The sequence below is a fragment of the Amycolatopsis benzoatilytica AK 16/65 genome, assembly GCF_000383915.1.
GTDB lineage: Bacteria > Actinomycetota > Actinomycetes > Mycobacteriales > Pseudonocardiaceae > Amycolatopsis > Amycolatopsis benzoatilytica.
On the sequence record NZ_KB912942.1, the window covers coordinates 6204153 to 6219048 of the forward strand.

General features: G+C 68.3%; 14 protein-coding genes and 1 tRNA gene. 11 read left to right on the plus strand and 4 right to left on the minus strand.

From position 1 onward, the window contains the following. The first annotated feature begins 29 nt into the window (after window positions 1-29). The 3 genes from AMYBE_RS0128700 to lon all read left to right on the plus strand — a co-directional run bounded on the left by AMYBE_RS0128700 (window position 30) and on the right by lon (window position 4234). Window positions 30-878 (plus strand): SAM-dependent methyltransferase, encoded by an 849-nt coding sequence (locus AMYBE_RS0128700; protein WP_020662844.1) that lies wholly within the window; start codon window positions 30-32, stop codon window positions 876-878. Then, window positions 875-1702, plus strand: coding sequence for an SAM-dependent methyltransferase (locus AMYBE_RS0128705; protein WP_027928118.1), 828 nt, complete (start codon window positions 875-877; stop codon window positions 1700-1702). Before AMYBE_RS0128700 ends, AMYBE_RS0128705 begins: the two co-directional genes overlap by 4 nt. Window positions 1703-1822: 120 nt before the next feature. After that, a complete protein-coding gene (lon, locus tag AMYBE_RS0128710; protein ID WP_020662846.1) occupies window positions 1823-4234 on the plus strand; it encodes an endopeptidase La in 2412 nt (803 codons plus the stop codon). Window positions 4235-4302: 68 nt separating this feature from the next. Here the strand turns inward: lon and rfbA are convergent, their stop codons facing one another. Both rfbA and AMYBE_RS0128720 read right to left on the minus strand, forming a co-directional pair. Next, window positions 4303-5184 carry a glucose-1-phosphate thymidylyltransferase RfbA gene (gene rfbA / locus AMYBE_RS0128715; protein ID WP_020662847.1) on the minus strand — a complete coding sequence of 294 codons (882 nt, stop codon included), beginning with the start codon at window positions 5182-5184 and terminating at the stop codon, window positions 4303-4305. A 74-nt stretch (window positions 5185-5258) separates the two neighbouring features. Next, on the minus strand, window positions 5259-6407 hold the full coding sequence (locus AMYBE_RS0128720; protein WP_027928119.1) for a sialidase family protein: 1149 nt from the start codon (window positions 6405-6407) through the stop codon (window positions 5259-5261). A gap of 202 nt (window positions 6408-6609) precedes the next feature. On the opposite strand from AMYBE_RS0128720, the gene AMYBE_RS0128725 reads away from it, so the two are divergent. After that, window positions 6610-7308, plus strand: coding sequence for a hypothetical protein (locus AMYBE_RS0128725; RefSeq protein ID WP_020662849.1), 699 nt, complete (start codon window positions 6610-6612; stop codon window positions 7306-7308). A 66-nt stretch (window positions 7309-7374) separates the two neighbouring features. On the opposite strand, the gene AMYBE_RS0128730 is transcribed toward AMYBE_RS0128725, so the two are convergent. Further along, a complete protein-coding gene (locus AMYBE_RS0128730; RefSeq protein WP_009072171.1) occupies window positions 7375-7866 on the minus strand; it encodes a YajQ family cyclic di-GMP-binding protein in 492 nt (163 codons plus the stop codon). Window positions 7867-7984: 118 nt separating this feature from the next. On the opposite strand from AMYBE_RS0128730, the gene AMYBE_RS0128735 reads away from it, so the two are divergent. The 3 genes from AMYBE_RS0128735 (at window position 7985) to AMYBE_RS0128745 (ending at window position 9660) form a co-directional block, all read left to right on the plus strand. Beyond that, window positions 7985-8066 (plus strand) — tRNA-Tyr (locus tag AMYBE_RS0128735). Window positions 8067-8320: 254 nt separating this feature from the next. Then, the gene (locus tag AMYBE_RS0128740; RefSeq protein ID WP_020662850.1) at window positions 8321-8851 is read left to right on the plus strand and encodes a hypothetical protein; all 531 of its coding nucleotides are present in this window, start codon (window positions 8321-8323) and stop codon (window positions 8849-8851) included. A gap of 17 nt (window positions 8852-8868) precedes the next feature. Continuing rightward, window positions 8869-9660 carry a MerR family transcriptional regulator gene (locus AMYBE_RS0128745; protein ID WP_211226867.1) on the plus strand — a complete coding sequence of 264 codons (792 nt, stop codon included), beginning with the start codon at window positions 8869-8871 and terminating at the stop codon, window positions 9658-9660. Window positions 9661-9740: 80 nt separating this feature from the next. Here AMYBE_RS0128745 and htpX read toward each other — a convergent pair whose 3' ends face one another. Then, complete coding sequence (htpX, locus tag AMYBE_RS0128750) at window positions 9741-10592, minus strand: zinc metalloprotease HtpX (protein WP_020662852.1); 852 nt, start codon at window positions 10590-10592, stop codon at window positions 9741-9743. Window positions 10593-10820: 228 nt separating this feature from the next. Between htpX and AMYBE_RS0128755 the strand changes: the two genes are divergently transcribed. The 4 genes from AMYBE_RS0128755 to AMYBE_RS0128770 all read left to right on the plus strand — a co-directional run bounded on the left by AMYBE_RS0128755 (window position 10821) and on the right by AMYBE_RS0128770 (window position 14895). After that, window positions 10821-11687, plus strand: a complete 867-nt coding sequence (locus AMYBE_RS0128755; protein WP_020662853.1) for a YncE family protein — start codon at window positions 10821-10823, stop codon at window positions 11685-11687. Window positions 11688-11726: 39 nt separating this feature from the next. Then, window positions 11727-12602 carry an LLM class F420-dependent oxidoreductase gene (locus AMYBE_RS0128760; protein WP_020662854.1) on the plus strand — a complete coding sequence of 292 codons (876 nt, stop codon included), beginning with the start codon at window positions 11727-11729 and terminating at the stop codon, window positions 12600-12602. Next, window positions 12599-13471, plus strand: coding sequence for an LLM class F420-dependent oxidoreductase (locus AMYBE_RS0128765; RefSeq protein WP_020662855.1), 873 nt, complete (start codon window positions 12599-12601; stop codon window positions 13469-13471). The genes AMYBE_RS0128760 and AMYBE_RS0128765 overlap by 4 nt, the downstream gene beginning before the upstream one ends. Before the next feature lie 191 nt (window positions 13472-13662). Next, window positions 13663-14895, plus strand: a complete 1233-nt coding sequence (locus tag AMYBE_RS0128770; protein WP_027928121.1) for a class I SAM-dependent methyltransferase — start codon at window positions 13663-13665, stop codon at window positions 14893-14895. Window position 14896 lies beyond the last annotated feature (1 nt).

A 14896-nucleotide genomic window follows, 5' to 3' on the forward strand; every position in this document is an offset into this window, starting at 1 on the left:
GCGTACGACCGCGCGAGGGGAGACTGATCGTGACCGAACAGCCGGATGCCGCGCCGAAAGCGCCGGAAGGCGTCGATGTCGAGAAGCCCTCGGCCGCGCGGGTCTACGACTGGTACCTGGGCGGCAAGCAGAACTGGGCGGTCGACCGGGAGTTCGGCAAGCGGGTCGAACAGCAGTGGTCGTTGGTGCGCCCGGGCGCGAAGCAGAACCGAGAGTTCATGAACCGCGTGGTGAAGGCCGCCCTGGCGGCCGGGATCCGGCAGTTCATCGACCTCGGTTCCGGCGTGCCGACCGCGGGCAACGTGCACGAGGTCATCGACGCCGAACTGGGCGCCGACCACAACGCCAAGGTGGTGTACGTCGACTACGAGCCGGTGGCGGTGGCGCACGCGACGCTGATCCTCGAAGACGAGGCGGCCACCGACTGGGCCGGCATCGTGCAGGCCGACATGCGCACCCCGAAGGCCGTGCTGAACGACCCGCGCACCCGCGAGCTGATCGACTTCGACCAGCCGGTGTGCCTGATGATGATGGCGGTGCTGCACTTCGTCGGGCCGGACGACGATCCGGACGGCATCGTCCGCGCCTACCGGGACAAGCTCGCGCCGGGCAGCTGGCTGGCCATCTCGCAGATGAGCGAGGGCGACGGCAGCGGGCCCGCGCTGGAGGGGCTGCGCTGGTTCGTCGAGCAGTACCGCAAGACCAGCAACCCGGTCTGGATGCGCGATCGCGACGAGATCGCGCCGTTCTTCGCCGACTGGCCGCTGCTGGAGCCGGGGATCACGCATCTGCCGGACTGGCGGCCGGAGCACGAGCTGAACGCGGTCGAGGCGGAGGCCCGGCCGTTCGCCTGGTGCGGGGTGGCGCGCAAACCGTGACCGCGCCCGACGCGCCGGACGGCGTGGACGTCGAGAAGCCGTCCGCCGCCCGGATCTACGACTGGTACCTCGGCGGCAGCCAGAACTGGGCGGTCGACCGGGAGTTCGGCAAGCGCGTCGAGAAGGTGTGGCCGCTGATCCGGCCGATCTCGCGGCAGAACCGGGCGTTCATGAACCGGGTGGTGCGCGCCGCGCTGGACGCGGGCATCCGGCAGTTCGTCGACCTCGGTTCGGGCGTGCCGACCGCGGGCAACGTGCACGAGCTCGTCCGTGACCGGCTGCCCGCGTCCGTGGTGTACGTGGACTACGAGCCGGTGGCGGCGGCGCATTCGCGGGTGATCCTCGACCGGGAGGACGCAGGCGAGTGGGCCGGCATCGTGGAGCGCGACATCCGCGATCCGGAGGCGATCTTCGCCGACGAGATCACCGAGCGGCTGATCGACTGGGCGCAGCCGGTCTGCCTGCTGATGATCACCGTGCTGCACTTCCTCGGTCCCGGCGACCGGCCGGACGAGCTGGTCGCGACCTACCGCGATCGGCTCGCGCCCGGGTCCTGGCTGGCCGTGACGCACGGCACGGTCCGCGACGACGCGCCGCCGGAGCGGGCCGCGGAGGTGCGCGCGTTCGTGGACGCGTACCGGGACACCTCGAACCCGGCGTACCTGCGCTCGGCCGAGGAGATCCGGCCGTGGTTCGGCGGCTGGCCGCTGCTGGAGCCGGGAATGAGCACATTGCCGGACTGGCGTCCGGAAGCTCCGGTGTCCGAGGAAGACGGCGAGGTCCGGCCGTTCGCCTGGGGCGCGGTCGGCGTCAAACCGTCCTGAGCGGCTGAGCCGGGAGAACCCTCCCGGGCCCGGACTTCTCTCCCAGCGAACACTCCCTGGGAAACAAACCCGCCCTTCGGAGAGTTGAGCACTGTTGACTCAACTATTCGAGGAGTGCACATGTCCGACCCCCGCCTCCTGCCCGTCCTCCCGCTCGATGACGACGTCGTGCTGCCGGGCATGGTGGTCCCGCTCGACCTCGGCGACGCGGAGACCAGGGCCGCAGTGGAGTCCGCTCAAGCCAAGACCCCCGCCACCGCCTCGTTCCCCGGCATCCGCTCCGGTGCGGCGAGCAAGGCCGAGGTCCTGATCGTTCCCCGGGTCCACGGCGAGTACGCCGAGGTGGGCACCGTCGCGACCGTGGAGCGGATCGGCCGCGTCCCCGGCGGCAAGGCCGCCGTCCTGCTCCGCGGTACCGCGCGTGCCTCGGTCGGCCGGATCGCCGACGGCCCCGGCGCAGCCCGCTGGGTGCACGCCGAGACCGCCGAGGACGTCACCGACGACCGTTCGGCCCAGCTCGCGTCCGACTACAAGGCCGTCGTGATTTCCCTGCTGCAGCAACGCGGCGGCTGGCAGATGATCGACGCCGTCCAGCAACTCGAAGAGCCGTCCGCGATCGCCGACCTGTCCGGCAACGCGCCGTACCTGAACACCGACCAGAAGCTGGAACTGCTGACCGCGCTCGACGTGAGCGCCCGGCTGGAGAAAGCGCTCGAGTGGAGCCGGGAGTACCTGGCCGAACTGGAGGTCACCGACACCATCCGCAAGGACGTCGCGGACGGGATGGAAAAGCAGCAGAAGGAATTCATGCTGCGCCGCCAGCTCGAAGCGATTCGCAAGGAACTCGGCGAGCTGGACGGCACCGCGGCCGACGACGACTACCGCGCCCGGGTGGAAGCCGCGGATCTGCCGGAAGCGGTCCGCAAGGCCGCGCTGGCCGAGGTGGACAAGCTGGAACGCACGTCCGAACAGTCGCCGGAAGGCGGCTGGATCCGGACCTGGCTCGACACGGTGCTGGAGCTGCCGTGGAATGAGCGGACCGAGGACGTCTACGACATCGCCGCCGCCCGTGCCGTGCTCGACGCGGACCACGCCGGACTGGACGATGTGAAGGAACGGATCATCGAGTACTTGGCGGTGCGCAAGCGCCGCGCGGAGTCGGGCCTCGGCCCGGTCGGCGGCCGCCGCTCCGGCGCGGTCCTGGCGCTCGCCGGTCCTCCCGGGGTCGGCAAGACCTCGCTGGGCGAATCGGTCGCGAAGGCGATGGGACGCAAGTTCGTCCGCGTCGCGCTGGGCGGCATCAGGGACGAGGCGGAGATCCGCGGCCACCGGCGCACCTACGTCGGCGCGCTGCCCGGCCGGATCGTCCGCGCGATCAAGGAAGCCGGTTCGATGAACCCGGTCGTGCTGCTGGACGAGATCGACAAGGTCGGCGCGGACTACCGCGGCGACCCGACGGCCGCGCTGCTGGAAGTGCTGGACCCGGAACAGAACCACACGTTCCGCGACCACTACCTGGAAGTGGAGCTGGATCTGTCCGACGTGGTCTTCCTGGCCACCGCGAACGCACTGGAGACCATCCCCGGCCCGCTGCTGGACCGGATGGAACTGGTGACGCTGGACGGCTACACCGAGCACGAGAAGGTCACCATCGCGCGGGATCACCTGCTGCCGCGCGAACTGGATCGGGCCGGTCTGACGGCCGGCGACGTGACGTTGACCGATGACGCCTTCAGCCGGATCGCCTCGGAGTACACCCGGGAAGCGGGCGTGCGCGACGCGAACCGGACGATCGCGAAGGTGCTGCGGAAGATCGCGACGAAGGTGGCGCTGGAAACGGTTTCGCTGCCGTTGACGGTGGCCGCCGCCGATCTGGAGACCTACCTGGGCCGACCGCGGCACGTCCCGGAATCCTCGCTGCCGACCGCTACCCAGCGGACGTCTTTGCCAGGCGTGGCAACGGGTCTGGCGGTGACCGGGGCGGGCGGCGACGTGCTGTACATCGAAGCGTCGCTGGCGGACCCGGAAAGCGGGTCGACCGGCCTGCAGCTGACCGGGCAGCTGGGCGACGTGATGAAGGAGTCGGTGCAGATCGCGCTGTCGTACCTGCGTTCGCACGGCGCGGAGCTGGAACTGCCGGTGGGCGACCTTCGAGAGCGGGGAATCCACGTGCACGTCCCGGCGGGCGCGGTGCCGAAGGACGGTCCGTCGGCGGGCATCACGATGACGACGGCGCTGGCCTCGCTGCTGTCGGGCCGGGTGGTCCGGGCGGACGTGGCGATGACCGGTGAGGTCTCGCTGACCGGGCGGGTCCTGCCGATCGGCGGCGTGAAGCAGAAGCTGCTGGCAGCGCACCGGGCGGGAATGAAGACGGTGATCATCCCGCAGCGGAACGAGCCGGATCTGGACGATGTGCCGGCCGAGGTGCTTTCGCAGCTGACGGTGCACGCGGTGGCGAATGTGCGGGAGGTGCTGGAGCTGGCGCTGGCACCGGCGTCGTCGTCGTCTTCGGCGGTTCCGCAGGCGGCTTGATCCGCGGTTGAGGCAGGGCCCCGCTCACCCCGGGCTACCGGGTGGGCGGGGCCTTGCCTCATCAGAGGTCAGCTCTGCGCCCCAGCGAGCAACGCCACATTCATCACGTATTCGCCGTACCCGGACTTCGCCAGTTTCGTCCCGAGCCGGTAGCACTCGTCGGCACTGATGAACCCCATCTTCAGCGCCACCTCTTCGAGACAAGCGATCCGCACGCCGGTCCGGTGTTCCAGCACCTGGACGAACTGGCCGGCTTCCAGCAGCGAATCGTGCGTGCCGGTGTCGAGCCACGCGAAGCCGCGGCTCAGCTCGATCAGTTTGGCGCGGTCCCGGCGCAGGTAGGTGAGGTTTACGTCGGTGATTTCCAGCTCGCCGCGCGCGGAGGGCTTCAGGTTGCGGGAGATGTCGACCACTTCGTTGTCGTAGAAATACAGGCCGGTGATCGCGTTGTTCGACCGCGGCTTGGCCGGCTTCTCCTCGATCGACAGCAGGTTGCCGTCCGTGTCGATCTCGCCGACGCCGTAGCGTTCGGGGTCTTTCACCTGGTAGCCGAACAGCACACAGCCGTCGAGGTCGGTCGCCGCGGTGCGCAGGGTGGTGGAGAAGCCCTGGCCGTAGAAGATGTTGTCGCCGAGGACCAGTGCGACCGGGTCGTCGCCGACGAAGTCCGCGCCGATCACGAAGGCTTCGGCGAGTCCGTTCGGGCTCGGCTGCTCGGCGAACGAGAAGGACAGCCCGTACTGGCTGCCGTCGCCGAGGAGCCGGCGGAAGTTCGGCAGGTCGGACGGCGTCGAGATGATCAGGATCTCCCGGATCCCGGCCAGCATGAGCACCGAGATCGGGTAGTAGATCATCGGCTTGTCGTAGACCGGCAGCAGCTGTTTCGACACAGCCTGAGTGATCGGGTGCAACCGGGTTCCGCTGCCCCCCGCGAGCACGATGCCCTTCACGGCCCCTCCTGATGTCTGGTGGTGCCGTTCACCGTACCGAGTGGTCCTGGCGGCCATGCTCGAGTTTCCCCGGATCAGAAGGCCGGCCCCTTGCCGAAATACGCTCGGCAGCCGTCCGCGTACTCGGTGGCGATCTCCAGCACGTTCTTCCCGTCGTCGACCGGCAGCAGCGTGGACGAGTAGTTCGGGCAGTAGTTGTTGTAGATGCCGTCGATGTGGATCGGCGCGGGGCGCTCGTACCAGTCGCCGGCTCCGAAGTTGTCGTTGGCCAGCAGTGTCTCGCCGTTCCCGGCCTGCGGCACGCCCATGGCGTTCGTGTAGATCTGGCCGACCATCAGCAGCCGCACGCCGTTCGGCCCGCCGGGGAACAGCGCGGTGGTCTGGGCGTGCTGGAAGTAGTTGCCGTTCGCGGTCAGCACCCGGTTGCCCGGGTCGCCGGGATCGCCCCAGTTGGCGCCGTCGGCGGAGATTTTGTAATACGGATCGCAGTAGCGGTCGCGGTAGTTGCAGATCTCGTAGCCGAACCAGTACCGGCCGTCGGGCAGCCGGCGGATGATCGGCATCCCCGGGCGCACCCGGTCCGGCGGGATGGCGAGGGTCAGCTGCTTGGTCCCCCAGTGAATCCCGTCCGTCGACGCGACCCGGTTGAGCACCTGCGCGTACTGCGGCGCCTGTGTCTCGTCGGCGAAGTGCATCCAGAGCGTGCCGCCGGCGTCCACGGTGAGCTCGGGCTCCCAGACGCCGTCGTGGTTGTGCGAAAGCGCCGCGGTGGAGAGGTAAGTCCAGTTGTGGCCGCCGTCACGGCTGGCCCACAGCTTGATCGCCGTCCGCCGTGCCGGGCCGGCGTCCTGCCCGTAGGTGGCCGCCCACAGCAACGTGCCCGCGCGCAGCCGCCCGACCTTCCGCGGCAGCTCGTAAAGAGTTCCGCAGCATTGGCCCGCCGTGGCGTCCGGGTCGCGGATCTCGCCGATCTGCCGGAAGCTTTCGCCCTCGTCGGTGCTTTCCAGAATCGGCGTGAAGCCGCCGTTCCCGTCGGAGCTGCTGACCGACGCGATGATGTGCCCGCGCCCGAAGGCGGAATGTTCGAGCCGCACCAGCCGCGGGTACAGCCCGTACCCGGACAGCAGCGGCTTCTTGTCGACGACCGCGGACGCCGGGCTGATCCCGGTGGCCAGGACCGTCAGCGAGACGAGGAACGCCAGCACAGGAGTCCAACGACGCATTCCGAAACCCCTTCTCAAGACCAGCCCGGCGATTACACCACGTGTTCGCGCGCCTACCCCCGGCGCAGCCCTGGTCACCCGCGTGAGTCCACTCGTTCGAGGACCGCGCTGGGCTGTTACGGGGACGACGCCTCGTAACGACCAGGCGGAGCGTGACGAAAGATCATCCGAGGGCCCCGTCGGGGCACGCGAGGGGGAACTCATGATCCGCGCCCGCTGGCGCTTGGCCGCCGCCTGCGCCGCCGCGGCGCTGACGGCGTCGTGCTCGGTGCAGGCATCCGGAATCGGCAGGATCGTCCCGCAGTTGCCCGAACGCTCAGAGTCACCGGGCCTGCCTCCGGCGCCGACGACGCCGCCGGAGAAGCCCCGCCTGGTCGAAGCCCCGACCGAAACGCACGAGGGCACCGGCAACGCGACCGTCCCGGTGTCCTGGCCGGCCGACGTCGCCGGCTTCATGAAGTTCGACTGCCCGAAGTGCAGCAGCAACGTCGCCGTGCACACCGACGGTTCCGAGGGCCTGCCGGTCAACGCGATCGGCTCGTACCACGGAACGTCCTGGCTCAACGTCTCCCCGATCGACGAACCAGTGCACACACTGGAAATCGAGACAAACGCCGCCTGGACCGTGACGATCACCGATTACCGCGGCGTGCCCACCGTGGAAACCGGAAAACCGTACTCCGCGCACGGCGATGGAGTGGTGCGAATCCCGGCAGGCGTCACCCACGCGAAATTCGCCACGAAAACGCGCGGGAACAGTGCACTGTGGACGTTGTCGAAAGGACACCAGGAACTGCCCGTCAACAAGATCGGCAACTACGAGGGCGACGTCCCGATCAACGGCGAGACCTACGTAAAAGTGGACGCCTACGACGCCAACTGGACCCTGACCACTTCGTAGAATCCGCCCCAGACAGCGAAAACCGGCGGGCACCCAACAGCACCCGCCGGTTCCGGACTTATCGTCTCACCGATAGTTGGTGAACTGCAACGCGATCTCGAAGTCCTTGCCCTTGAGCAATGAGATCACCTCCTGCAACTGGTCTTTCTTCTTCCCGGAAACCCGAAGCTGGTCCCCCTGGATCTGAGCCTGCACTCCCTTAGGCCCTTCGTCCCGGATGAACTTCGCGATCTGCTTGGCCTTGTCCGAAGCGATCCCCTGCAGAATCTTCCCGCTGATCTTGTAGATCTTGCCCGAGATCGCCGGCTCCCCGGCCTCGAACGCCTTCAGCGAGATGTTCCGCTTGATCAGCTTCTCCTTGAAGACCTCCACCGCCGCCAGCGCGCGCTCCTCGGTCTCCGACTCGATCGCGATGGCTTCCTCGCCGGACCAGCTGATGCCGGTGCCGGTGCCGCGGAAGTCGAACCGCGTGCCCAGCTCCTTGCTCGCCTGGTTCAGCGCGTTGTCCACCTCCTGGCGGTCGACCTTGCTCACCACGTCGAAAGAGGGGTCCGCCACGTATCCTCACACCTTGTCTTCGCTCGTCAGGGGCCACCAGCCTAGCGCCGGGGCATCCCGGTTGACGCCCCGTCCAGACGGTTGGGTATCCTTCTTCCCGGCCGGTTCGCCCGGCCTTGGCAGGTTACCCAAGCGGCCAAAGGGATCTGACTGTAAATCAGACGGCTCAGCCTTCGGGGGTTCGAATCCCTCACCTGCCACTCGCCGAATCACCCCCGTGACCAGCTCGAACAGGTCACGGGGGTGATTTTGCCCGGTCGCCGTCCACTTCGCGGCACGCGTCGGCTCCTCTCCGCCGACAAGCCCTGCGCGCAGTGCGGCGCGACCTGTCCGGGAAGGGCCCCTTGCCGGACTTGGATTCCCTCAAGGGGCCCTTCACGGACGGACCGGCCGCGTGAAGTTCTCCGGAAAGAAGCTTGACCCTCCTGCGGCAGGAGGGTCAACGCTCTCCAGCATGAACGAATTCCACGGATCAGTCCCGATGCCCGCGGTGGACGCCGTTTCGCCGGGCAACTACCTCGGGTTCTACGGAATGCCGATGTTCCTCATCGTGCCGACCGCGGACCTCGAAGCCTCCACCGACTTCTGGCTGCGCGGACTCGGCTTCGACAACCTCTTCTCCATCCCCGGACAGGTCGTGCACCTGCGGCGGTGGGCGTTCCAGGACGTGCTGCTCCGGCCGGCAACTCCGGGCACGGTCGGCGCGGCAGGTGCGTCCGGTGCGGCGGGCATCTCGGGGGCCAGCATCAGCTTCTCGTGCGTACGCGGCGAACTGGACGAGATCCGGCAGCGGTGCGAGGAGATCACCCCGGGGTGCACGACCGAACCGGAGTTGATGCCGTGGAACTCGATCGAGGCGACGGTCGTGACGCCGGACGGCACGAACGTCGTGCTCACCGCGGCGCTGCCGATCGACCCCGACGGCGGGGTCGCGGACCGGCTGGCCGCGGCCGGGATCGCCATTCCGGGGCGAACCGGGAAATGAGCTGCGACACTGAGGTCGTGACTGAGCAGGGCCTCACTGTCGGGCGTGCGGCGGCGCTGGTCGGCGTGAGCGTCAAGACGCTGCATCACTGGGACGCGGTGGGGCTGGTGCGGCCGAGCGGCCGCACCAGCTCCGGATACCGGGTTTACTCCGATGAGGACGTCGCGCGGATCCACCGGGTGCTGGTCTACCGGGAGCTGGGGTTTTCGCTGGCCGACATCGGCCCGTTGATCGACGACCCTTCGGTGGACTCGCATGCCCATTTGACCCGGCAGCGGCGCGAGTTGCGGGAACGCGTCGCGCGGTTGCGGGACATGGAGACCGCGGTGGAGCGGATGATGGCCGCCACTCGCGGCGGAATGCAGCTGACCGCGCAGGAGCAGGTTTCGATCTTCGGTTCCGAGTGGAACCCGGACTGGGTGGACCAGGCCGCTGCGCGGTGGGGAGATACGAAGCAGTGGGCGCAATACCGGGAGCGGGCTACCGACCGGACCGCGGAGGATTGGCGCGGGGTCGCCGGGGAACACACGTCGATCAATGAGGACTTCGCGGCGGCGAAGCGCGCGGGCGTGGCGGCCGGGTCGCCGGAGGCCAACGCGCTGGCGGAGCGACACCGAGGAGTACTGGGGAATTACTTCGACTGTACCCACGCCATGCATGCGTGCATTGGGCGGCAGTTCGTCGCGGAGGCTGGATATGCGGAGTTCTACGACGGGATCGAGCCCGGGTTGACCGGGTGGATCCGGGACGTGATTTTCGCTAACGCGGTGGAGCACGGAGTGGATCCGGAGAACGCGGTGTGGGAATGACCGTTCCCGGCTGGGCCTGAGCAGCTTTGGCACCCGGCGGCGAGGGGACGAAGTAGCCGGGAGACGGACCGCGCTCGGCGCTAGCGACCCCGGCGGGCCATCTCTTCCAACCGGCGGATCCGGTCCTCGATCGGCGGATGCGTCGAGAACATCTTGCTCAGGCCGGCCCCGGGACGGAACGGGTTCGCGATCATCAGGTGCGACTGCGAGACCACCGCCGGCTCGGGAGCCAGCGGGGCGGCGCGGGTGCCGCGTTCCAGCTTGCGCAGGGCGGAGGCCAGGCCGAGCGGATCGCCGGTCAGCTCCGCACCGGAGGCGTCCGCCTGGTACTCCCGGGAGCGGCTCACGGCCATCTTGATCACGCCCGCGGCGATCGGGCCGACCAGCACCAGCAGCAGCGACATGAGCGGGTTGCCTTCCCGGTCGTCGCCGCCGAAGAAGAAGGCGAGGTTGGCCAGCACGCTCACCACGCTGGCCAGCGCGCCGGCTACGCACGAAATCAGGATGTCCCGGTTGTACACATGAGACAGCTCGTGGCCGAGCACCGCGCGCAGTTCGCGCTCGTCGAGGATCTCCAGGATTCCGGTGGTGCAGCACACCGCCGCGTGTTGCGGATTGCGGCCGGTGGCGAAGGCGTTCGGCGCGACGGTCGGGCTGAGATACAGCGAGGGCATCGGCTGCCGTGCGGACGTGGCCAGCTCTCGCACGATCCGGTACATCACCGGCTGTTCCACCTCGGACACCGGGCGCGCGCGCATCGCGCGCAGGGCCATCTTCTCCGAGTTGAAGTAGGCGTAGGCGTTGATCCCGAGCGCCAGAAGCAGGCCGATGACCAGTGCTCCGCGGCCGAACAAGCCGCTGATCCCGATGATGATCGCGGACAGCAGACCCAGCAGCATCGCCGTCTTCAGACCGTTGTGGTGCTTGTGCACGTGCGCCGCCTCCGTCCGCTTCGCAAGATTGGTTACTCACCGGAAACAACGCGATCGGGCGACCCGAAGTTCCTTCGCATGATCCTTGCCCGGGTTAGGGTCGGCGAGCAACCCAACTGAGGGGGCAGGTGAGCGATGACGGCCGCACAGTGGTCCCGACGAGGCCTGTTTACGCTGGTCACAGCGGGTGCCGCCGCCTTACTGCCGCAGGCCGCAGCCGCGGAGCGGGTGGCGATCGTGCAGGTCGGCGGGAACCTGTCCGCACTGGCGGTGAGTCCGGTCACCGGGCTTGTCTACGCGGCGGATCCGCAGTCGGGGTCGGTCGTGGTCCTCGATCCGGATCAGGCGCGAGTCGTCTCCGTGCTGGCCGCGGGCGGCGAACCCAGCGACGTCGCGGTGGACGCGAGCCGGATCTACGTCGCGAATCCGCCGGGCGGGACGGTGGCGGTCTTCGACAGCCAGACTCACCAGCTGCTCAGCGTGGTCAGCGCGGGAGCGGGCGCCTCAGCTCTCGCACTGGACGGCCCCGCCAACCTCGTCTACGCGGTGAGCAGCCAGACCGGGACGTTCGCGGTCATCGACAGCATCAGCCTCACCCTGCAGAAACTGCTGCCGGCACCGAAACCCGGACTCGCCGGAATCGCGCTCGATCGCGGGCGGCGGCGCGCGTACTGCACCAGCCCGGGCACGAACACCGTCGAGATCTGCGATCTCGACGCGAAGAAGTTCTCCGGCAGCGTCGACGTCGGGGCCTCCCCCACCGGGATCGGCGTGCACGAGCCGAGCGGCGCGGTGTTCGTGGCGAACTCCGCGATCCACCATCTGTCTATTGTGGACGGATCGACGCGCACCCAGACCAAGACCATCCTGCTCCGCAGCGAGGCGTCGTCGCTCGCCGTACACCAGGGCACCGACACGGTGTACACCAACGGGGGACAGAATGGACTGTCCCGGGTGGACGGACGGGCCGAACTCCTCACCGGAGAGCTCAGCCTCGGGATCAATCCCGGCGACGTGGCGGTGGATCAGCGCACTCGCACCGTGTACGTGAGCGATCCGCTGCACGGCACGATCTCCATCGTGCGCGATTTCTGACCGTGCCAGTGAAGTAACTCCAGGTATACCGTGAAGGCCATGGAACTTGGACTCCAAATCCCTGACTTCACCTGGGCTGGCGGACCGGCCCGGCTCGGCGCCGACCTGGCCGCGGTGGCCCGGGCGGCGGACGAGGCCGGGTTCGCCTATCTCGCCGTGATGGACCACTTCTTCCAGATCCGCAGCGTCGGCCCGAGCGACCACGACATGCTCGAGGCGTACACCACGCTCGGCTACCTCGCCGCGCACACCGAGCGGGTCAAGCTGTTCACGCTGGTCACCGGCGTCCTCTACCGGCACCCCGGCCTGCTCGCGAAGGCGATCACCACGCTCGACGTGCTCTCCGGCGGCCGCGCGATCCTCGGCATCGGGGCAGGCTGGAACGAAGAAGAGTCGCGCGGGCTCGGCTTCCCGTTCCCGCCCACGAAGGAACGCTTCGAACTGCTCGAAGAGAACCTGCGTTACGTCCAGCAGATGTGGGAGGAGGGCGACGAACCGTTCACCAGCAAACATTTCGCCGCCGAACGGCTGCTGAACGTGCCGCAGTCGCTGCAGCGGCCGCACCCGCCGATCATGGTCGGCGGCGGCGGCGAGAAGAAGACGCTGCGGTTCGTCGCGCAGTACGGCGACATGTGCAACCTCTTCAACGGGCCGGACCTCGAACACAAGCTGGACGTGCTCAAGCAGCACTGCGAGAACGAGGGCCGCGACTACGCCGAGATCACCAAGACCGTCTACCAGCCACTCGACATCGGCCCGGACGGCGAGAAGGCCGACGAGTTGAAGGCCGAACTGGAACGGCTGCGCGGGCTCGGCGTGGACGCCGCGATCGGGTTCCTGCCCGGCGTGCCCGATCTCCGGCTCATCGAGAAGTTCGCGAACGACATCATCCCCGCCGCGAAGGAACTGGCATGAAACTCGGCTTGCACCTGTCCCAGCAGACCTGGCCGAACGGCCCGGCCGCACTCGGCTCGGACCTCGCCTACGTCGGCCGGACCGCCGAGGCGGCCGGCTTCGAGTACGTCTCGGTGATGGACCACTTCTTCCAGATCTCCGGTTACGGCCCGCCGGAGCACGAGATGCTGGAGGCGTACACCACGCTCGGCTACCTCGCCGCGCACACCGAGCGCGTCAAGCTGCTCACCCTGGTCACCGGCGTCCTCTACCGGCACCCCGGCCTGCTCGCGAAGGCCGTCACGACCCTCGACGTGCTCTCCGGCGGCCGCGCGATCCTCGGCATCGGGGCAGGCTGGAACGAGGAAGAGGCACGCGGCCTCGGCTTCCGGTTCCCGCCGATGAAGGAGCGGTTCGAGCAACTGGAGGACGCGCTGCGCTACGTCCGCCAGATGTGGGCCGAGGGCGACGAGCCGTTCACCGGAACGCACGTCAGCGCCGAGCGGTTGCTGAACAGTCCGCAGTCGCTGCAGCGTCCGCACCCGCCGATCCTGATCGGCGGCAGCGGGGAGAAGAAGACGCTGCGGTTCGTCGCGCAGTACGGCGACATGTGCAACCTGTTGCCCGGTCCGGACCTCGGCCGCAAGCTGGACGTACTGAAGCAGCACTGCGAGGACGTCGGCCGCGACTCTTCGGAAATCACGAAAACCGCCGCGATTCGCTTGGATCTCGGCGAAAACGGCGAGAAAACCGGGCAGCTGCTGGACGAGCTGGGCCAACTGGCGGAGCTTGGTCTCGACGCCGCGATGGGCTGGGCCGAAGGTGTTCCGAACCCGGCGGTCTTCGAGCGGTTCGCGACGGAAGTGATCCCGGCGGCGGAGAAATTGTGAACGGACGGCACCGGATGGCCATCGCGCCGTCCGGTGCCGTTCGCGGCAGCCAAAAGATCGTTTGCCGGCACCAAAACATGGTCTCGGTTCCGAATCGGTCCCGCTGAGCTTCCCGGTGCGGTGTAACGACCGCCGGGTGCGGATCGACCTGCCCTACGCAGATCGCGCACCCGATGCGAGGAGCCAGGTACATGGCCACATGCCGTCTCTGCGGTTCGGAAGGAACCGCCAGCGTGGTGGACCTGGGCGCAACCCCGCCCTGCGAACGGTTTCTCACCGCCGCACAGCTCGCCGAGCCCGAGCCCACCTTCCCGCTGCATCTCGAGGTCTGCACGGAATGCTGGCTCGCGCAGATCCCGCCGTTGCTCGACCCCGCAGACACCTTCACCGACTACGCGTATTTCTCGTCTTTTTCCACCTCCTGGGTCGAACACGCGAAGCGGTTCACCGAAAACGCGGTCTCCCGGCTCGGGCTCACCGACCAGTCGTTCGTCGTCGAGGTCGCGAGCAACGACGGGTACCTGCTCAAGCACGTCGTGGACCGCGGGATCCGTTGCCTGGGCGTGGAACCTTCGGTCAACGTGGGCCAAGCCGCGCGTGCAGCGGGAGTTCCCACGCTCACCGCCTTCCTCTCCGCGGAAACCGGGCAACAGGTGCGCGCCGCACACGGCCCGGCCGATCTGGTCGTCGCCAACAATGTCTACGCGCACATTCCGGACATCCTCGGCTTCACCCGGGGTCTGCGCGCGCTGGTCGCCGACGACGGCTGGGTGTCCATCGAAGTGCAGCACCTGCTGACGCTGATCGAGAAGAACCAGTACGACACCATTTATCACGAGCACTTCCAGTACTACACCGTCGAATCCGCCCGGCGCGCGCTGGCCACCGGCGGGCTGAGCGTCCTCGACGTGGAGCTCCTGCCCACCCACGGCGGTTCGATCCGGCTGTGGGCCCGGCCCGCCGAAGCCGCGGGTGAGCCGAGCGCGCGGATGGCCGAGGTGCTGGACCGGGAGAAGGCGGCCGGGCTGCACGAACTGTCCGGCTACACCGAGTTTTCCGAACGCGTCACCCGGGTCCGGCTCGAATTGCTCGAATTTCTCCTCGCCGCCCGGAAAGCCGGCAAGACCACCGTCGGCTACGGCGCCCCGGGCAAGGGCAACACGCTGCTCAACCACTGCGGGATCCGGACCGACCTGCTGCCCTACACCGTCGACCGCAACCCCTACAAGCACGGCCGGTTCACACCGGGTACCCGGATCCCGGTGCTGGCTCCGGACCGGCTCGAAGCCGACCGGCCGGACTACGTGCTCGTCCTGCCCTGGAACCTCCGGGACGAGCTGACCGCACAGCTTTCCTATGTCGGCGCGTGGGGCGGCAAGCTCGTCTTCCCGATTCCGCGCCTGGAAATCGTCGAGGTGACGTGAA